The following is an 18057-nucleotide window of genomic DNA, read 5'->3' on the forward strand; positions in this document are numbered from 1 at the left end:
CGTGACCGGGCCGGGGTGCGAGGGGGCGTCAGTTGCGCACGGCGGCGGCAAGCCTGGCGATGGCCTCCTCGGCGGTCAGCTCCTCGCGCTCGCCGGTGCAGCGGTCCTTCAGCTCCACGACGCCCTCGCCGACGCGCCGGCCGGCGACCAGGATGTTCGGCACTCCGATCAGCTCGGCATCGGTGAACTTCACGCCCGGGGAGACCCCGGCCCGGTCGTCCACCAGCACCCGCACGCCCGCGGCCTGCAGCTTCTCCGACAGCTCCAGCGCGAACTCGGTCTGGGCGGCCTTCCCCGCGGCGACCACGTGCACGTCGGCCGGGGCGATCTCCCGCGGCCAGCACAGGCCGCTGTCGTCGTGGGTCTGCTCGGCGAGCGCGGCCACCGCCCGGGAGACGCCGATGCCGTAGGAGCCCATGGTGACGCGGACCGGCTTGCCGTTCTGTCCGAGCACGTCGAGCTCGAAGGCGTCGGTGTACTTGCGGCCCAGCTGGAAGATGTGGCCGATCTCGATGGCGCGGTCGATCTGCAGGCCGGCGCCGCACTTCGGGCACGGGTCGCCGGGCAGGACGGTGGCGACGTCCAGGTACTCGTCGACCCGGAAGTCACGGCCGCAGACCACGTTGCGGGCGTGGGTGTCGGCCTTGTTGGCGCCGGTGATCCAGGCGGTGCCGGCCGCGACGCGCGGGTCGGCCAGGTAGCGGAAGGCCTTGCCCGCCATGCCCTGCGGGCCGACGTAGCCGCGCACCAGGTCGGGGCGGTCGGCGAAGTCCTCGGCCGTCACCATCTCGACCTCGGCCGGGGCCAGGGCCTCGGCGAGCTTGCCCATGTCCACCTCGCGGTCGCCGGGCACGCCGACCGCGACGATCTCGCCGTCCACCTTGACCAGGAGGTTCTTCAGCGTGGCGGAGGCGGGGACGCCCAGGTGCTCGGCGAGGGCCTCGATGGTGGGGGTGTCGGGGGTGTCGATCTCCTCCGCCGGCGGGTGCTCGGTGCTCTCCGGCTCCCCGACGACGGCGGTGACGGCCTCGGTGTTGGCCGCGTAGTCGCACGCGGGGCAGTCCACGAAGGTGTCCTCGCCGGCCGCCGCGGGAGCCAGGAACTCCTCGGACTGCGAGCCGCCCATGGCGCCGGAGACGGCGGAGACGACGCGGTAGTCGAAGCCGAGCCGCTCGAAGATCCTGACGTAGGCCTCGCGGTGCAGGCGGTACGCCTCGGCGAGCCCCTCGTCGGTGGTGTCGAAGGAGTAGGAGTCCTTCATCTGGAACTCGCGGCCGCGCAGCACGCCGGAGCGCGGGCGGGCCTCGTCCCGGTACTTGGTCTGGATCTGGTAGAGGATCACCGGCAGGTCCTTGTAGGACGAGACCTGGTCCTTGACCAGCTGGGTGAAGATCTCCTCGTGCGTCGGGCCGAGGACGTAGTCGGTGCCCTTGCGGTCCTTGAGCGTGAACAGCAGGTCGCCGTACTCGTCGGCGCGGCCGGTGGCGTCGTAGGGCTCGCGCGGCAGCAGCGCCGGCAGCAGCACCTCCTGGCCGCCGATGGCGTCCATCTCCTCGCGGACCACGCGGGAGACGTTCTCCAGGACGCGCTTGCCGAGCGGGAGCCAGGTCCACACTCCGGCGGAGGAGCGGCGGACGTATCCGGCGCGTACGAGCAGTTTGTGGCTCGCGGTCTCTGCGTCGGCCGGATCGTCGCGCAGTGTCTTGAGGAGCAGTCGGGACATGCGCAGGACCATGGTGCGTCTCCTGGGAACGAGGCGGAATCCTTGGAGGATATCCGCCCCGCCCCGCCGGGCCGAAACCGTTACCGCAGCAGGGGCAGCACGGCGCCCATGACCGCGTACGGCCGCGGGGCGCCGGGGAAGTGCACGGGCCGGGCCAGGTCGGCGTAGCCGAGGGAGCGGTACAGGTGCCGGGCGGGGGTGTCGGCGTCGATCGCGGAGAGCAGGCTGCGCGGCTGCCCGCTCTCGTCGGTGAGCCGGGTGATCAGGGCGCGGCCGAGGCCCCGCCCCTGGTAGGCGGGGAGGACGTGCAGTTCGGTGACGGCGAAGGAGTCGTCGAGCCAGTCGTCGTGCCCGGTGCGGCGCAGGTACGGCTCGACGACGGTGGACCACCACTGGGTGCGGTCGTTCGGCATCCCGTACCCGAAGCCGACCAGCGTGCCGCCGGGGGTCTGGACGCCGAGGGCCCGGGCCCCGGGGCACCGGGCGTGGCCCAGCACGATCCGGCGGCGCACGGCGATCTCGTCGTCGTCGAGGCCGAAGGCGAGGGCCTGCACGGCGAGGGCCTCGTCCACCCGTGCGGCGAGGTCGATGGGCCCGATCACCAGGTCGTCCATGGCCGGGGACACTACCCCAGGACGGGGGTGCGGGGCGTCAGAACAGCACGCTCATGAAGGTGCCGGTCTCGGTGAGGCCGACCCTGCGGTAGGCGGCGCGGGCGGGCAGGTTGTAGTCGTTGACGTAGAGGCTGGCGACGGGCGCCACCTCCCGCAGGGCGTAGTGCAGGACGGCGGCCATGCCGGTCTCGGACAGGCCCCGGCCGCGGTGTTCGGGGGCGACCCAGACGCCCTGGATCTGGCAGGCGTACTCGGTGACCGCGCCGATCTCCGCCTTGAAGACCACCTCGCCGTCGTCGATCCTGGCGAACGCCCGCCCCGTGGTCACGAGTTCGGCCACCCGGGCCTGGTAGAGCAGCCCGCCGTCACCGGCCGTCGGGGACACGCCGACCTCCTCGGTGAACATGGCGACGCAGGCCGGCATCAGCAGGTCCAGCTCGTCCCTGCGCACCCTGCGCACCCGCGGGTCGGGGGGGACGTCGGCCGGCAGGGAGGAGGTCTCCATCATCGGCTGGTTGGCGCGGACCTCGCGCGCCGGGCCCCAGTCGGGCTCGAGCAGCGACCACAACCGCGCCGTCGGCCCGGCGGGGCCGACGATCGAGGAGCAGCGGCGGCCGGCCCTGCGGGCCCGTTCGGCGAAGGCGCGGACGGCCTCGGGGCCGGCGCAGATCGGCACCAGGTTCGCCCCGGCGTAGCACATCGACTGCAGGCGGCCTCCGGCGTACCAGCCCCACATCTCACCGCCCAGGCGCCACGGGTCGAGCCCGGCGACGCGCACCCGGGAGGCGACGAAGGCGTTGGCGACGGGTTCGCGGCGCAGGACCGCGAGGGCGTCGTCGAGGTCCGCGGGTTCCAGGACTCTGGTGGTGGTTGTAGTCAACACGTGTCGAAGCCTCACCGTGCGGGCCGCAAGCGGCTGAGTCTTCCGGCACTGTACCCCGCGACCGGGCACGTCAGCCCGCCCCGTTTCCGATGTGCCGCCATGCCCGTACCCCTCTCCCCCGGCACGCGGCCGGGTCGGGCACGGGGGCGGGGGCGGGGCGGGGGCGGGGGCGGACGCGCTGCGGCGCCGCAGTGTCCTCGGGCACGGGACCGGACCCGGGGCCGGCCCCGGGGCCGGGTGCCGGTGCCCGCAGGCACCGGCCGCGGCCCGGCGGTGCTCAGTAGGCGGCGACCTCGGGCTCGCCGGAGACGACGCCGTCCTTCTCCATCTGCTCGGCGATCTTGAGCGCTTCCTCGATCAGCGTCTCGACGATCTTCGACTCCGGCACGGTCTTGATGACCTCGCCCTTGACGAAGATCTGGCCCTTGCCGTTGCCGGAGGCGACGCCGAGGTCGGCCTCGCGGGCCTCTCCCGGGCCGTTGACGACGCAGCCCATGACGGCCACCCGCAGCGGCACGGTCATGCCCTCCAGGCCCGCGGTGACCTGGTCGGCGAGCTTGTAGACGTCCACCTGGGCGCGGCCGCAGGACGGGCAGGAGACGATCTCCAGGCGGCGCTGCCGCAGGTTGAGCGCCTCCAGGATCTGGATGCCGACCTTGATCTCCTCGACGGGCGGGGCCGACAGCGAGACGCGGATGGTGTCGCCGATGCCCTCGGCCAGCAGCGCCCCGAAGGCCACTGCGGACTTGATGGTGCCCTGGAAGGCGGGGCCGGCCTCGGTGACGCCCAGGTGCAGCGGGTAGTCGCACTGCTGGGCGAGCTGGCGGTAGGCGTTGACCATCACGACCGGGTCGTTGTGCTTGACCGAGATCTTGATGTCGCGGAAGCCGTGCTCCTCGAAGAGCGAGCACTCCCACAGCGCGGACTCCACCAGCGCCTCGGGGGTGGCCTTGCCGTACTTGGCCAGCAGACGCTTGTCCAGGGAGCCGGCGTTGACGCCGATGCGGATCGGGACGCCGGCGTCGGAGGCGGCCCTGGCGATCTCCTTGACCTTGTCGTCGAACTGGCGGATGTTGCCGGGGTTGACCCGCACCGCCGCGCAGCCCGCGTCGATCGCGGCGAAGACGTACTTGGGCTGGAAGTGGATGTCGGCGATGACCGGGATCTGCGACTTCTTCGCGATGATCGGCAGCGCGTCCGCGTCGTCCTGCGAGGGGCAGGCCACGCGCACGATCTGGCAGCCGGAGGCGGTCAGCTCGGCGATCTGCTGCAGTGTGGCGCCGATGTCCGCGGTGACCGTCGTCGTCATCGACTGCACCGACACCGGTGCGTCGCCGCCCACCGAAACCGACCCGACCCGGATCTGGCGGCTCTTGCGGCGTTCGGCGAGCTTGGTCGGAACGGAAGGCATCCCGAGCGAAATCGCGGTCATCTGGTGTGCATCCCCATGGTGTGGATCGTGGCCCCGGCGGACGGGCCTGCCGGCCTTCGAGACTACGGCACTTCCCGCACCGGGAGCACACGCGGCCGTCCGGCGCGGGCGGACCGGGGCGGACCGCCCGCGCCGAATGTCCTCCGCGGTCCGCCGCCGCGGGCGGGCCGCTAGCTCAGGGTCACGGGGTTCACCACGTCCGCGACCAGCACGAGCAGGGTGAAGCAGACGAAGACCCCGGCGACCACGTAGGCGACCGGCATCAGCTTGGCGACGTCGAAGGGGCCCGGATCCGGACGGCGGAAAACCTTCGCCACCGCGCGGCGCAGCGACTCCCACAGGGCTCCCGCGATGTGCCCACCGTCCAGGGGGAGCAGGGGCAGCATGTTGAACAGGAAGAGGGAGAGGTTGAAGCCCGCCACCAGCATCAGCATGGTCGCGACCCGCTGCCCGGCGGGGACGTCGAGGGTGAAGACCTCTCCGCCGACCCTGGCGGCCCCCACCACGCCCATCGGCGAGTCGGGCTCGCGCTCGGCCCCGTTGAACGCGGCGTTCCACAGGTCGGGGACCTTCGAGGGCAGCGCTATCAGCGACTCGACCCCGGAGCTGATCATGTCGCCCATGCGGTCCACGGACTGCCCGAAGGACTGCTGGACGATGCCGGACGCGGGGGTGAAGCCCAGGAAGCCGGCCGTGACGTACTCGCCCTCGACGTAGTTGCCCCTCCCGTCCACCTTGCCGACCTGGTTCTTTATCAGGTCGGCCCTGAGGACGAGGTTCTCGCCGTCGCGGACGACGCCGATGGTGGCCGGGCCGACCGTGTCCCGGATGCTGCTCTGCAGCGTCGCCCAGTCCTGCACGGGGCGGCCGTTGAACGCCACGATCCGGTCGCCGGGCCGCAGCCCGGCCGCCTTGGCCGGGGAGTCCGGGGCGCCCTTCGGGCAGGTGTCGCCCTTCTTCAGCGCCTCGGCCTGCGAGATCACGCAGTCCGAGACCGAACCGACGGTGGTGGTCTGGGTGTTGATGCCGAAGCCCATCAGCACGCCGAGGAAGACCACCACGGCGAGGACCAGGTTCATGAAGGGGCCGGCGAACATCACGACCACGCGCTTCCAGGGCTTGCGCGTGTAGAAGAGCCGGTTCTCGTCGCCGGGCTGCAGTTCCTCGAAGGCCGCCGAGCGGGCGTCCTCGATCATCCCGCGCCAGGGGGAGGTGGACCGGGCCTCGATCCTGCCGTCGTCGCCGGGCGGGAACATCCCGATCATGCGGATGTAGCCGCCCAGCGGGAGCGCCTTGACGCCGTACTCGGTCTCGCCGCGGCGGCGCGACCAGATCGTGGGGCCGAAGCCCACCATGTACTGCGGCACCCGGATGCCGAACATCTTGGCCGTCGACAGGTGGCCCAGCTCGTGCCAGGCGATCGAGAAGAGCAGGCCGAGCACGAAGACGACTATGCCCAGGACTGTCATCACTGCTGTCATGCGCGCGCTCCGCTCGTCCTCGCCCCCGCCGTGCCCGCCGCCGCGGCCACCAGCTCCCGGGCCCGGGCCCGGGCCCACGTCTCCGCCTCGAGGACGTCCTCCACCGTGAGGGCGGTTCCGCCCGCGGGACGGCCGTGCTCGGCGACCACCTCGGCGACGGTGTCGACGATACCCAGGAACGGCAGCGTCCCGGCGAGGAACGCGTCCACGCACTCCTCGTTGGCCGCGTTGAAGACGGCCGGCGCCGTGCCGCCGAGGCCGCCGACGTGGCGGGCGAGCCCCACCGCGGGGAAGGCCTCGTCGTCCAGCGGGAAGAACTCCCACGTCGCGGCCTTGGTCCAGTCGCAGGCGGGCGCCGCGTCGGGCACCCGTTCGGGCCAGCCGAGCCCCAGCGAGATCGGGCCGCGCATGTCCGGCGGGCCGACCTGGGCGAGGGTGGAGCCGTCGGTGAACTCCACCATGGAGTGCACGGCCGACTGGGGGTGCACCACCACCTCGATCCGCTCGAAGGGGATGTCGTAGAGCAGGTGCGCCTCGATCACCTCCAGGCCCTTGTTGACCAGGGTCGCGCTGTTGACCGTGATCACCGGGCCCATGGCCCAGGTGGGGTGGGCGAGGGCCTGCTCGCGGGTGACCGAGGCCAGCTCGGCGCGGCTGCGCCCGCGGAACGGCCCGCCGCTGGCGGTGACCACCAGCTTGCGCACCTCGGCGCGGGTGCCGCCCATCAGCGCCTGGAACAGCGCGGAGTGCTCCGAGTCGACGGGCACGATCTGGCCCGGCTTGGCGAGGGCCCGCACCAGCGGGCCGCCGACGATCAGGGACTCCTTGTTGGCCAGGACCAGGACCCGGCCGGCCTCGAGCGCGGCGAGGGTCGGGCGCAGGCCGATGGAGCCGGTGATGCCGTTGAGCACCGAGTGGCACGGCAGCGACGCCAGCTCGGTGGCGGCGTCCGGGCCGGCGAGCACCTCGGGGGGCGCGTCGGCCCCGTACTGCGCGGCGAGCGCCTCCCGCAGCGCGGGGACGGCGCGTTCGTCGGCGACCGCCACGGTGCGCACGCCCAGGCTGCGCGCCTGCTCGGCCAGCAGGGCCGGGCGCCCGCCCGCGGCGGACAGGGCCACGACCCGGAAACGGCCGGGGTTGCGGAGCACCACGTCGACGGCCTGGGTGCCGATCGATCCGGTGGATCCGAGGATCACGATGTCCCGGGGGCCGTCCTTCGGGGCGGCCGTACTGCTCGGGTAAGTCAGGTGCGGGTCGGCGAGGCTGTCCGTCATCCCCCCATTGTGTCGGCTCCACGGCGCCGGTCCGACACCCCCCGCTCCGTCCCGGCGGCACCTGCCCGCCGGGACGGCCCCGCGCACACCTGTACGGTCGCGTTCCGCTCCTCGACCAATCCGCCCGGGATCCGGCGACGAACAGGGACGAGGAGATCACTGTGTCGGAGGTGTGCATGCGTGCGGTGGCCCGCAGCGAGGATCCCGCGGCCCCGGCCCCCGGGGCCCTGGAGACGATGCTGGTGCGGGTGGCCCGCGGCGACCAGGAGGCGTTCGAGAGCCTCTACACGGTCGTGGCGGGCCCCGTGCTGGGACTGGTGCGCAGGGTGCTGCGCGATCCGGCGCAGTCGGAGGAGGTGGCACAGGAGGTGCTGGTGGAGGTGTGGCGCACCGCGGCCCGGTTCGACCCTCGGCAGGGCGGCGCCATGGCCTGGGTGATGACCATGGCCCACCGGCGCGCGGTGGACCGGGTGCGCTCCGCGCAGGCGTCCGCCGACCGCGAGCACCGGGCGGCGCTGCGGGACCGCACGCCGGAGTTCGACGAGGTGGCCGAGCAGGTGGAGCGCCGGCTGGAACGCGAGCAGGTCCGCCGCTGCATGGGCTCGCTCACCGAGCTGCAGCGCGAGTCGGTCGTGCTCGCCTACTACCGCGGCCGCACCTACCGGGAGACGGCGGACCTGCTCGGCGTGGCGCTGGGCACGGTGAAGACCCGGCTGCGGGACGGACTCATCCGCCTGCGCGACTGCCTGGGGGTGGCGGCATGACGGCGGCGGACCTGCACACGCTGACCGGCGCGTACGCGCTGGACGCGCTGGACGGGGCGGAGGCCGGGGCGTTCGAGCGCCACATGGCGGAGTGCGGGGTGTGCGCGCAGGAGGTGCGCGAACTGCGGGAGACCGCGGCGCGCCTGGCGCTCGGGGTCGCCCTGGTCCCGCCGCCCGCGATGCGGGAGCGGGTGATGGCCGCCGTCGCCGGGGTGCGGCAGCTGCCGCCGCTGGTCCCGGAGGCGGACGTCGTGCCGCTGCGCGGCCGGCGGCGCGGACGCGGCCGGCTGTCCTACCTGGCGGCCGCGGCCTGCCTGGTGATCGCGGTCGGCGCGGGGGGCTGGGCGGTGAACGCGCAGCGCGAGGCCGAGCGGGACCGGGCCCGGCTGGAGAGCGTCCGGCAGGAGACCGCGATGCTGGTGGACCTGATGTCCGCGCCCGACACGACGATGCGCACGGCGCCGGTGTCCGGCGGCGGGGAGGCCACGGTGGTGACGTCGCGAGGGCTGAACCGGGCGGCGTTCCTCTACCACGACCTGCCCGAACTGCCCGACTCGCAGGTGTACCAGCTGTGGTACGACGAGGACGGCTCGATGAAGTCCGCCGGCCTGGTCGACGCCCCGGAGGGCGGCAGCGGGGCGATGCTGCTGGCCGGGGGCCCGCGCGGCACGGACGGGGTGGGCGTGACCGTGGAGCCCGCCGGCGGGTCGGCCGAGCCCTCCGGCGCCCCGGTGATGCTGGTGCCCTTCAAGGGCTGAGCCCGGCGGCCCCGGCGGCCCCGGCAGCCCGACGGCCCCGGCCCCGTCCCGCAGGAGGCGCGGGACGGGGCCGGGGCCGTCGGACGGCGGTGCTGTCTCCTACAGGGCCAGGCCGGTGAGGACCAGGACGCGCTCGTAGGTGTAGTCCTCCATGGCGTACTTCACGCCCTCGCGGCCCACTCCGGACTCCTTGGCGCCGCCGTAGGGCATCTGGTCCGCGCGGTAGGACGGGACGTCGCCGATGATCACCCCGCCGGTCTCCAGCTCCGCGTGGGCGCGGAAGGCGGTGCGCAGGTCGTGGGTGAACACGCCGGTCTGCAGGCCGTACTTGGAGTCGTCGGCGGCGGCGAGGGCGGCGTCGGTGCCCTCGACCCGGTGCAGGGACAGGACGGGGCCGAAGACCTCCTCGCAGGCGAGGGTCACGCCGTCGGGCAGGTCGGCGAGGACGGTGGGCGCGTAGGTCGCCCCGTCCCGGGTGCCGCCGGTGAGCAGCTTCGCGCCGGCGGCCACGGCCTCGTCCACCCACGCCTCGACGCGCCGGGCCGCGTCCTCGCTCACCAGCGGGCCGACCTGGGTCGCCTCGTCCCACGGGTCGCCGGTGACCTGGGCCTCGACCTTGGCGACGACCTTCTCCGCGAGCCGGTCGTAGACCGACGCGTCGGCGATCACCCGCTGCACCGAGATGCAGGACTGGCCGCCCTGGTAGTTGGCGAAGGTCGCGATCCGCGAGGCCGCCCACTCCAGGTCCTCCTCGGAGGACCAGTCGGCGAGCACCACGGCCGCGGCGTTGCCGCCGAGCTCCAGGGTGACGTGCTTGCGCGGCGCGGAGTCCAGGATGCCCCAGCCGACGGGGCCGGAGCCGGTGAAGGAGATGACGGGCAGCCGCTCGTCGCGCACCAGGGCGGGCATCCGGTCGTTCGGCACCGGCAGCACGCTCCAGGAGCCGGCCGGCAGGTCGGTCTCGGCGAGGATCTCGCCCAGGACGAGGGCGGAGAGCGGGGTCGACGGGGCCGGCTTGACGATGATCGGGGCGCCGACCGCCAGGGCCGGGGCGACCTTGTGGGCGACCAGGTTGAGCGGGAAGTTGAACGGGGCGATGCCCAGGACCGTCCCGCGCGGGAAGCGGCGGGTCAGGGCGAGGCGGCCGGTGCCGCCGGCGTCGGTGTCGAGCCGCTGCGCCTCGCCGCCGTTGAAGCGGCGGGCCTCCTCCGCCGCCCAGCGGAAGACCGACACGGCGCGGCCGACCTCGCCGCGCGCCCACGTGATCGGCTTGCCGTTCTCGGAGGTGATCAGCCGGGCGATCTCCTCGGAGCGCTCCGCCAGACGGCGCACCACGTGGTCCAGGGCGGCGGCGCGCACGTGCGCCGGGGTCGCGGCGAACTCGCCCCGCACGGCGTGGGCCGCGGCGACGGCCTGCTCGACCTGCTCCTCGGTGGGGACACTGACACGGCCGACGACGCCGCCGTCCCAGGAGTTGGTCACGTCGAAGGTGTCGTCGCCGGTCGCCGGGGCGCCGGCGAGCCAGAACGCATGGGTGGTGGTCACAACGGTTCCCGGCCTTCCGGTGGTGAGGGTGGATCGTTCCCCTCACGGTAGGGCGGCACGCCGGGCAGGTCCCTTGTCCACCGAGGTGCGCGGACGGGGGGCGCCGCGCCGTTTCGGCCAAGGATGCGGCGGGGCCGCGCAGGACGGGGCCCGCGCGCGGCCCCGCGCGGCCCCCGCGCGCGGCCTGTGCGTCGTCGCGCGCGGCCTATGCGTCGTCGCGCCGGGCCTTCAGGGCGAGCCACAGCTCCATCCGCACGTCCGGGTCGTCCAGGGAGCGGCCGAGGAGTTCCTCGACACGGCGCATCCGGTAGCGCAGCGTGTGGCGGTGCACGCCCAGCTCGGCTGCTGCCGCGTCCCACTGCCCGTGCCGGGACAGCCACGCCTGCAGGGAGGCCACCAGGTCGCCCCGGGCCGTGGCGTCGTGCTCGCGCAGCGGGCGCAGCAGCCCCTCGGCGAAGGCCCGGACCGCCTCGTCGCCCAGCAGCGGCAGCACCGAGCCGTGGCCCAGCTCCCCGTGCTCGACCAGGGGGCGGCCCCGGCGCAGGGCGACGGCCAGGGCCCCCTCGGCCTGGCGGTGGGCGGCCGCGGCCGCGGCGGGGGCCACCGGTCCGGACAGTCCGGCGGCGAGGCCGGCCTCCGCCCGGCCGTCGTCCGGGCCCTCCTCCGCCTGCCCGTCCGCGGCACCCAGGCGCGCGGTGCACGCCTTCTGCACCGCTCCCCCGTCGGCCATCAGCAGGACCAGCCGGTCGTCGTGGTGCAGGACGAGTGCGTGCTCGGCCGTGCGCAGGGCGGCGGTCTCGACCGCCCCGACGAGCGCGTCCAGCGGCCCGTCCTCCTCGCCGGGGCCCGGCGCGGGGGCGGGCCCGTTCCGCTCCCCCGCCGCGCCCCGTGCGCGGGCCGGGCGCCGGGCGACCAGGATCCGCACGGGGCCGTCCAGCAGCGTGCCGAACATCGTGCCCGCCACCGTCCGGGCGCGCTCGGCCTCGCCCGCCAGCAGCATCTGCAACAGGGCGGCGCCCAGCCGCTGCTCGGCCCCCTGCAGAGTGCGCGAGTGCTCCAGCGACAGCGTCAGCAGGGCCACCGCGGCGTTGACCACGTACCGCTCGGACGGCGACAGCCGCCGCTCGGTGCCGACGGCGAGGAACCCGCGGGCCCGCCGCCCCGTGCCGAGGGACTGGAGCTCCACCCGGTCGGCCGCGTCCTGCACCGCGGCCGCCGCGGGGGCGGGGCGCTCCCGCAGCCGCACGGCCTCCCCGGCGATCCGGGCCGCCCGCCGGACGGCCCACTCGGGCTCGGCCGCGAGGACACCGCCCGCGGCGTCGTACAGGGCCGCCCAGCCGTCCAGCCGCTGCGCCAGGCGGCCCAGCAGGGCCCGGCTGCCGTCCGGGCCGAGCGCGGCGCGGGTCAGCTCCTGCTGCGCCTGCGAGGTCATGGTGACGGCCCGGTACTGCTCGGCCGCCAGCGCCGCCGAGACCGCCTTGCTGATCGCGATGAACGGCGTCGGCTGCGGCACCCTCAGCAGCGGCAGCCCGCGTTCCTCGGCCGCGTCGGCCAGGGGGCCGGGCACCTCCTCGTGCGAGAGCCCAATCCCGAAGCCGAGCCCGACCACTCCCGCGTCCGCGAGCCGGTGGACGTAGGCGCGCTGCCCGGAGGCGGCGTCGGGCAGCTTCAGCCCCGTGGTCAGCAGCAGCTCCCCGCCCTCGAGGAACGGGGCGGGGTCGTCCAGCTCGCTGGTGTGCACCCAACGGACGGGCACGTCGAGGCCGTCCTGCCCGGCCAGCACGGTGAGTTTCAGGGCGGGGTTGCGGACGAGCGAGGCGAGCGTCGGGGGCATGTGCACCTGGTCGGGAGGTGGGGCGCGGGTTCGGGCGGCCCGCCGGTGACGGGCACGCCCGATTGTGCCTCACCGCCCGGCCCGGACGGACGTTCCGGACGCCCGGCCCGGGCGGGCCGCGCCGACGCCCGCGTGCGCCCCGCACCGGGTGCGCCCCGCACCGGGTGCGGGGCGGGCCGGGTGCGGGGCGGGCCGGGTGCGGGGCGGGCCGGGTGCGGGACGGGCCGGGTGCGGGACGGGCCTCAGCCGCGCAGGTCCACCAGGAGGGGCGGGACGTGCTCGCCGCGCACCGTGGTCAGGGACAGCACCGCGTGCCCCGGCGGGAGGCCGTGGGCCAGTTCCGAGGGCGACCACCTCTCCCGCTCCACCCGCCGCACCGTCACGGACTCGGTGGTGGCCGCCTCGCCGGTCAGCAGCCGGCGCAGTCCCCGCCCGGTGCGGCGGAGCAGGCCGCCGGTCCGGTCGGGGGTGCGGGTGACGTCGCGCTCCTCGACCCACTCGGTGCCCCACGCCTCGGCGAACCGCCTGCCGTCCCACGTGGTCGTCCCGGGCAGCACCATGCGGCAGCCGGCCGCCCCCACCAGTCCGCTGCGCAGTCCCTCGGGGACGTCGTCCAGGGTGCGCAGTGCGAGCACCGTTCCGGCGTTGGCCGAGCGCAGGCCCTGGAGCCCGCGCAGGGTCTCCGCGGTGACGGCGTGCGCGGCGTCGTCCATCACCAGGCAGGCGAAGAGCGAGCGGTCCGACCGCGCCGCGGCGGCCGCCGTGAACTGGGCCAGGAGGAGCCGGGCGAGGACCCGGGAGGCCTCCGGGTGGCCCCGCTCCGGCAGGTCGACGCGGACCCGCAGCGGGTGCTCCAGGGCCCGCAGGGAGAACGGCCTGGTGCGGCCGGAGGCGTCGAAGAAGTCGGCGAAGGCGGGCCGGTCCAGGACCGCCAGCCGGTCCGCCAGCAGCGGCCCGGCGTCACCGGGGCGTTCGGAGTGCCGCTGCCTGGCCTCGAGTTCGCGCAGGTGGGCGGGGTTCGCCCCGGCGGCGGAGAGCGCGTCGCGCAGGGCCGCGAGGGCGGCCGGGGCCCCGTCGAGCAGTTCCCGCAGCTCGCGCACGCCCGGGTAGCGGCCGTGCGCCGCGTGGAAGGGCCCCAGGAGCTGGGCGAGCACGGTGTGTCCGCGCCGTCCGGGGCCGGCCGTCCCGTCGTCCGGCAGCAGTGCCTGGGCCAGGAGCGCCGCCGCCTCGTCCGGGCCGCGGGCTCCGCCGTACAGGTCCAGGTCGTAGGCAGAGGCCGGGTCGCCCGGCGCCACGACGACGTCGAAGGAGCCGGCGGGCCCCGGGTCGCTCTCCGGGGATCCCACCGCCACCACCACCGCGATGCCGGCCAGCGCCTGCAGGCACATCGACTCGACGACGGGGCGGACAACGTGCCGGGTCTTCCCCGACCCGGGCGGGCCGACGACGAGCAGCGAGGTGCCGAGCAGCGCGGGGTCGAGTGCGACGGAGGCGCCCCGGTGGGCGTGGGGGTTCTTGTCGGTGGCGGGCGCGGCGCCGATCCTGACCTGCCGCGCCGCCAGGTCGTGCACGGCCTGCCGGGCCGGCAGGTCCCGGGCCCCGGAGGGGTGGGCGAAGGCGGCGGCGCCGTGCAGGCGGACCTCCTCGGCGAAGGCGGCCGTCCCGTCCGGCCGTCCGGCCGCCGACTCCCAGGCGCGCTCCAGCCGCAGGTGGTCCACGTCGTTCATCCGGCCCGCGGCGGCCTCGGCCTCCAGCCGGTCGGCCTCGGCGGTGCGGCCGACGGCGCGCAGCCGCGTCCACGCGGCCGTCCCGCCGGCGGCGTCCGCCCCGGGGCCGGCCGCCGCCGGGTCCGTGGTGTCCTCGTCCTCCACGAGGCCGCGCAGGGCGGGGGCGACGTAGCGGCGCAGCACCTCGCGCCAGCGGCCGAGGGAGCCGAAGACCCGCACCAGGAGGAAGACGACGGCGGCGTAGACGGCGTAGGACAGGACGACGGAGGGGGTGCCGCTGTGCCAGGCGTCCGGGGTCACCCACATCACGAGCGGGAAGACCGGCAGGTAGCCGTTCCAGAACAGCGACCACAGCAGCAGGGCCGACAGCAGGGACAGCAGGGCGCCGCCGAGCAGTTGGCGCGCGGGGAGCCGCCCTGGGTCCTCCGGGGGCCGGGGGACGTGGCCGAGGCCGTAGATCCCGGGGGCGTCGAAGCGGCGCGGGGCGCGCAGCCAGGCCAGGAAGCCGTTCTCGGGGCCGGGAGCGCCTGCCGGCGGGGGCGGCGCGGCGGGCGGGGGCGGCGCGGTCGTCGGCCGGTCCGGCACGGCAAAAGCGGGAGGCGCGGCGGCGGGCGGTGCGGGCGGTGCCGACGGCGGCAGCACGGGGCGCGGGGGCTGCTGCGGAACGGGGGCCGGGGGCTGCCGGGGCGGGGGCGGCGGGCCTGCGGCCTCCGGTGAACGGTGCGTGCTCTCGCGGTCCATCGCCACTCGACCCCAGCCCCTCGCCCCTCAAGCATCCGTGCAGCTGCGCGACTCAATGTAGTGGAGCGGCCACCGCCGACGAAGGAGCGCGCGGCCGCCCCTGGCCGTACCGGACAATCCGTGCCCGCCGACGCTACCGATCGGCGCATGCCGGGCCCGGCGGCCCGGCCGTAGCCTGCGGCAAAAGCCCGCGATCGTCAGGAGACGCACCATGACCGAACTGCCCGGCGGCCCGTCGCTCCCGCAGGAGCGCCGCCTCGTCACCGCCGTCCCGGGGCCGAAGTCCCTGGAGCTGGCCGCCCGCAAGGCCGCCGCCGTGCCGTCCGGCGTGGGCACCACCCTGCCGGTGTACGTCGCGCGCGCGGGCGGCGGCGTGCTGGAGGACGTGGACGGCAACTCGCTGATCGACTTCGGGTCCGGCATCGCCGTCACGAACGTGGGCAACAGCGCGGAGGCCGTCGTGCGCCGCGCCGGCGAGCAGCTGGCCGCCTTCACCCACACCTGCTTCATGGTCACCCCCTACGAGGGCTACGTGGCCGTCGCCGAGCAGCTCAACGAGCTCACCCCGGGCGACCACGAGAAGCGCACCGCGCTGTTCAACTCCGGCGCCGAGGCCGTCGAGAACGCGGTGAAGATCGCCCGCGCGTACACCGGCCGCCAGGCCGTCGTGGTCTTCGACCACGGCTACCACGGCCGCACCAACCTCACGATGGCCCTGACGGCGAAGAACATGCCGTACAAGCACGGCTTCGGCCCGTTCGCCCCCGAGGTGTACCGGGTGCCGGTGGCCTACCCCTACCGCTGGGCGACCGGCGCGGACAACTGCGCCGAGGAGGCCGCGGCGCAGGCCGTCGACATGATCACCAAGCAGGTCGGCGCGGAGAACGTCGCGGCGATCATCATCGAGCCCGTCCTGGGCGAGGGCGGCTTCATCGAGCCGGCCAAGGGCTTCCTGCCGAGGATCGCGGAGTTCGCGAAGGCCAACGGGATCGTCTTCGTCGCCGACGAGATCCAGACCGGCTTCTGCCGCACGGGGCAGTGGTTCGCGTGCGAGGACGAGGGCATCGTCCCGGACCTGATCACCTCCGCCAAGGGCATCGCGGGCGGCCTGCCGCTGTCCGCCGTCACCGGCCGGGCCGAGATCATGGACGCCGCGCACGCGGGCGGCCTGGGCGGCACCTACGGCGGCAACCCGGTCGCCTGCGCCGCGGCGCTGGGCGCGATCGAGACCATGCGCGAGCAGGACCTCAACGCAAAGGCCCGGCGCATCGGCGAGATCATGCTGGGCCGTCTGCGCGCCCTGCAGGACAAGTACGCGGGCTCCGCCTCCTTCTCCATCGGCGACGTCCGCGGCCGCGGCGCCATGATCGCCGTCGAGCTGGTGAAGCCGGGCGGCAAGGAGCCCCACCCGGAGGCCACCGCCGCGGTCGCGAAGGCCTGCCACGCCGAGGGCCTGCTGGTGCTGACCGCCGGCACCTACGGCAACGTGCTGCGCTTCCTGCCGCCGCTGGTGATCGGCGAGGACCTGCTGAACGAGGGCCTGGACATCCTGGAGAACGCCTTCGCGCAGCTGTGACACACGCTGCCGGAACCGCAGGCGTACGGCGTGAAGAAGGTGTGCGGGCATGATGGCGGGGCAGTGATCCCCCTCCCCCGCCCCCGACACGGTGCCGTACGGTCTTCGCAGATGGCAGAAACACCCGCCCCGCCGAGCAGCAGCGGAGCGAGCGACAACGTGCCGGCGATTCCCCGTCGCCCGCACGGCAGTGCTCTCGCGCACAGTGCCGGTGCCCCAGGCCCCGGCGACCCACGCCGATCGACCGGCCGTGCGTCCCAAACCCCCCGGGACGCGCGGGACGGCGGTCGACACAGCCGCCCCGGAACGCTCCCCCCTGTTCCGGGGCGGCGCCCTTTCCCGGCCCCCCTCTCCGCAGTCGCCCCGGCGGTGCTCCTGGCGGCGGCGCTCCTGGCTGCGCTGGCCCTGATCACCTGGCAGGTGGTCTCGCACGGGGCGCTGACCGCGGTCGACGACCGCCTGGGCGGCGGACGGCCGGCCCCGGTGCCGCAGTTCCTCTCCGACCTGGGCGGCCTGCCCGCGGCCGGCACGACCGCCGCGCTGTGCGCGGCGGTCGCCGCGTGGCGGGCGCGGCGCCAAAGGTGGCTGCCCCCGGCGGTCGCGGCGGCGGCACTGGCGGCGGCCGGCGCGGTGGTCGTCCCGCTCAAGGCGTGGACGGCCCGGACCGGCCCGGACGGCCTGCCCCTGGGCGACTATCCGGGCTACTACCCCTCGGGCCACGCGGCGACGGCGGCCGTGGCCTACGGCTGTGCGGCCCTGCTGCTGGGGGCAGCGGCGCGGCTCGCGGTGCGGCGGCTGCTCGCCGCGGCCGCCGCGGTGCTGAACGGGGCGGTGGGCACGGGGCTCGTCGCCTGCGGCTACCACTGGCCGCTGGACGTGGTGGCGTCCTGGTGCCTGTCCGGTGCGCTGCTGTGCGCGGTGGCGGCGGCCCTGCGCCGCTGTTCCTGAGCCGCCCCGCACGCCCCGCCCGTCCTACCCGCCCCGGCCGCCCCGGTCACCCGGCCGCCCCGCCCGCCCCGGTCACCCGGCCGTCCCCGCCCGCCCCGGTCACTCGCCCGCCCGCTCCGCGGTCTCCGGCGCCGCGGCCCGCTGCGCCAGGGTCAGCGAGTCCGCGCCGTCCACCGTCTCGCGGACGATGTCGGCGTGGCCCGCGTGGCGCGCCTCTTCCTGGATCAGGTGGAGCAGGATCCAGCGGGCCGACCGCTTGCTGCCCGCGGGGAACCACGGGGCGTCGGGCAGGGGGACCGTCACGTCCAGGTCGGGCAGTTCCCGGACGACGCGCTCGGTCTCCGCCGCCACCTCCTCGAAGTGCCGGATCACGCCGGCCAGGGTCTCGTCCCCGGTCAGCCGGAACTTGTCGGCCCACGCCTCCTTGTCCGCCCCCGCCCGGTCCGGCTGCTGCAGGAGGATCCCGGTGATCCAGTTCTGCTCGCAGCCCGCGGCGTGCTTGATCAGTCCCGCCACGGAGAGCGCGCTCGCGCTGGGCGCGGAGGACGCCTGCTCCTCGGTCAGGCCGAGCGCGGCCTGGACCAGGGCCTTGCGCTGCGAGGCCAGGAACGTCAGCAGTGCCTCGCGCTCGTCCGCCACCGCGTCCACCAGCATCGTCATGAAGACCACCGTCCCTCGTCGTGTCCGTGTCCGTGTCGGTGGCTCCACGCTAGGGGGCCTCGCGGTCGGATCGTGTCCTCGAGCACCGGCGGCCGTC

Annotated in this window: 14 protein-coding genes; 4 read left to right on the forward strand and 10 right to left on the reverse strand. The window is 75.2% G+C overall.

Annotated elements, in window-relative coordinates:
• Nucleotides 1–28: 28 nt before the first annotated feature.
• From GQS52_RS06810 to dxr, 6 genes are all read right to left on the reverse strand, one after another.
• A complete protein-coding gene (locus GQS52_RS06810; RefSeq protein WP_259370631.1) occupies nt 29–1735 on the reverse strand; it encodes a proline--tRNA ligase in 1707 nt (568 codons plus the stop codon).
• 68 nt (nt 1736–1803) lie between these two features.
• Complete coding sequence (locus GQS52_RS06815; RefSeq protein ID WP_182312351.1) at nt 1804–2337, reverse strand: GNAT family N-acetyltransferase; 534 nt, start codon at nt 2335–2337, stop codon at nt 1804–1806.
• A 37-nt stretch (nt 2338–2374) separates the two neighbouring features.
• The gene (locus GQS52_RS06820; protein WP_182312353.1) at nt 2375–3220 is read right to left on the reverse strand and encodes a GNAT family N-acetyltransferase; all 846 of its coding nucleotides are present in this window, start codon (nt 3218–3220) and stop codon (nt 2375–2377) included.
• A 277-nt stretch (nt 3221–3497) separates the two neighbouring features.
• Nucleotides 3498–4652: a flavodoxin-dependent (E)-4-hydroxy-3-methylbut-2-enyl-diphosphate synthase gene (gene ispG, locus GQS52_RS06825; protein WP_182312355.1), complete on the reverse strand. Its 1155-nt coding sequence runs from the start codon at nt 4650–4652 to the stop codon at nt 3498–3500.
• Between the two features lie 170 nt (nt 4653–4822).
• Entirely contained in the window at nt 4823–6133 is a 1311-nt protein-coding gene (locus GQS52_RS06830; RefSeq protein WP_182312357.1) for a site-2 protease family protein, read from the reverse strand.
• The gene (dxr, locus tag GQS52_RS06835) at nt 6130–7407 is read right to left on the reverse strand and encodes a 1-deoxy-D-xylulose-5-phosphate reductoisomerase (RefSeq protein ID WP_182312359.1); all 1278 of its coding nucleotides are present in this window, start codon (nt 7405–7407) and stop codon (nt 6130–6132) included. The genes GQS52_RS06830 and dxr overlap by 4 nt, the downstream gene beginning before the upstream one ends.
• Before the next feature lie 176 nt (nt 7408–7583).
• Between dxr and GQS52_RS06840 the strand changes: the two genes are divergently transcribed.
• Together GQS52_RS06840 and GQS52_RS06845 are read left to right on the forward strand one after the other, a co-directional pair.
• On the forward strand, nt 7584–8171 hold the full coding sequence (locus GQS52_RS06840) for a sigma-70 family RNA polymerase sigma factor (protein ID WP_182316264.1): 588 nt from the start codon (nt 7584–7586) through the stop codon (nt 8169–8171).
• Entirely contained in the window at nt 8168–8929 is a 762-nt protein-coding gene (locus tag GQS52_RS06845; RefSeq protein WP_182312369.1) for an anti-sigma factor, read from the forward strand. Before GQS52_RS06840 ends, GQS52_RS06845 begins: the two co-directional genes overlap by 4 nt.
• A 99-nt stretch (nt 8930–9028) precedes the next feature.
• On the opposite strand, the gene GQS52_RS06850 is transcribed toward GQS52_RS06845, so the two are convergent.
• The 3 genes from GQS52_RS06850 to GQS52_RS06860 all read right to left on the reverse strand — a co-directional run bounded on the left by GQS52_RS06850 (nt 9029) and on the right by GQS52_RS06860 (nt 14776).
• On the reverse strand, nt 9029–10474 hold the full coding sequence (locus tag GQS52_RS06850) for an aldehyde dehydrogenase family protein (protein ID WP_182312371.1): 1446 nt from the start codon (nt 10472–10474) through the stop codon (nt 9029–9031).
• Nucleotides 10475–10679: 205 nt separating this feature from the next.
• Nucleotides 10680–12308: a PucR family transcriptional regulator gene (locus GQS52_RS06855; protein ID WP_182312373.1), complete on the reverse strand. Its 1629-nt coding sequence runs from the start codon at nt 12306–12308 to the stop codon at nt 10680–10682.
• A gap of 242 nt (nt 12309–12550) precedes the next feature.
• Nucleotides 12551–14776, reverse strand: coding sequence for an ATP-binding protein (locus GQS52_RS06860; protein ID WP_182316265.1), 2226 nt, complete (start codon nt 14774–14776; stop codon nt 12551–12553).
• Between the two features lie 211 nt (nt 14777–14987).
• Here GQS52_RS06860 and gabT point away from each other — a divergent pair, with 211 nt between their 5' ends.
• Entirely contained in the window at nt 14988–16352 is a 1365-nt protein-coding gene (gabT, locus tag GQS52_RS06865; RefSeq protein ID WP_182312375.1) for a 4-aminobutyrate--2-oxoglutarate transaminase, read from the forward strand.
• A gap of 369 nt (nt 16353–16721) precedes the next feature.
• Nucleotides 16722–17300, forward strand: coding sequence for a phosphatase PAP2 family protein (locus tag GQS52_RS06870; protein WP_259370632.1), 579 nt, complete (start codon nt 16722–16724; stop codon nt 17298–17300).
• Nucleotides 17301–17399: 99 nt separating this feature from the next.
• On the opposite strand, the gene GQS52_RS06875 is transcribed toward GQS52_RS06870, so the two are convergent.
• Nucleotides 17400–17960: a DinB family protein gene (locus GQS52_RS06875; RefSeq protein WP_182312379.1), complete on the reverse strand. Its 561-nt coding sequence runs from the start codon at nt 17958–17960 to the stop codon at nt 17400–17402.
• Between the last annotated feature and the right edge of the window lie 97 nt (nt 17961–18057).

The organism is Streptomyces sp. SCUT-3, assembly GCF_014083985.1.
In the GTDB taxonomy this organism is placed as follows: domain Bacteria; phylum Actinomycetota; class Actinomycetes; order Streptomycetales; family Streptomycetaceae; genus Streptomyces_H; species Streptomyces_H thermolineatus.

Coding starts and splice junctions, on each gene's coding strand:
- GQS52_RS06810 (WP_259370631.1), bottom strand. CDS start 1,735: ATGGTCCTGCGCATGTCCCGACTGCTCCTCAAGACACTGCGCGACGAT.
- GQS52_RS06815 (WP_182312351.1), bottom strand. CDS start 2,337: ATGGACGACCTGGTGATCGGGCCCATCGACCTCGCCGCACGGGTGGAC.
- ispG (WP_182312355.1), bottom strand. CDS start 4,652: ATGACCGCGATTTCGCTCGGGATGCCTTCCGTTCCGACCAAGCTCGCC.
- GQS52_RS06830 (WP_182312357.1), bottom strand. CDS start 6,133: ATGACAGCAGTGATGACAGTCCTGGGCATAGTCGTCTTCGTGCTCGGC.
- dxr (WP_182312359.1), bottom strand. CDS start 7,407: ATGACGGACAGCCTCGCCGACCCGCACCTGACTTACCCGAGCAGTACG.
- GQS52_RS06840 (WP_182316264.1), top strand. CDS start 7,584: ATGCGTGCGGTGGCCCGCAGCGAGGATCCCGCGGCCCCGGCCCCCGGG.
- GQS52_RS06845 (WP_182312369.1), top strand. CDS start 8,168: ATGACGGCGGCGGACCTGCACACGCTGACCGGCGCGTACGCGCTGGAC.
- GQS52_RS06855 (WP_182312373.1), bottom strand. CDS start 12,308: ATGCCCCCGACGCTCGCCTCGCTCGTCCGCAACCCCGCCCTGAAACTC.
- GQS52_RS06860 (WP_182316265.1), bottom strand. CDS start 14,776: ATGGACCGCGAGAGCACGCACCGTTCACCGGAGGCCGCAGGCCCGCCG.
- gabT (WP_182312375.1), top strand. CDS start 14,988: ATGACCGAACTGCCCGGCGGCCCGTCGCTCCCGCAGGAGCGCCGCCTC.
- GQS52_RS06875 (WP_182312379.1), bottom strand. CDS start 17,960: ATGACGATGCTGGTGGACGCGGTGGCGGACGAGCGCGAGGCACTGCTG.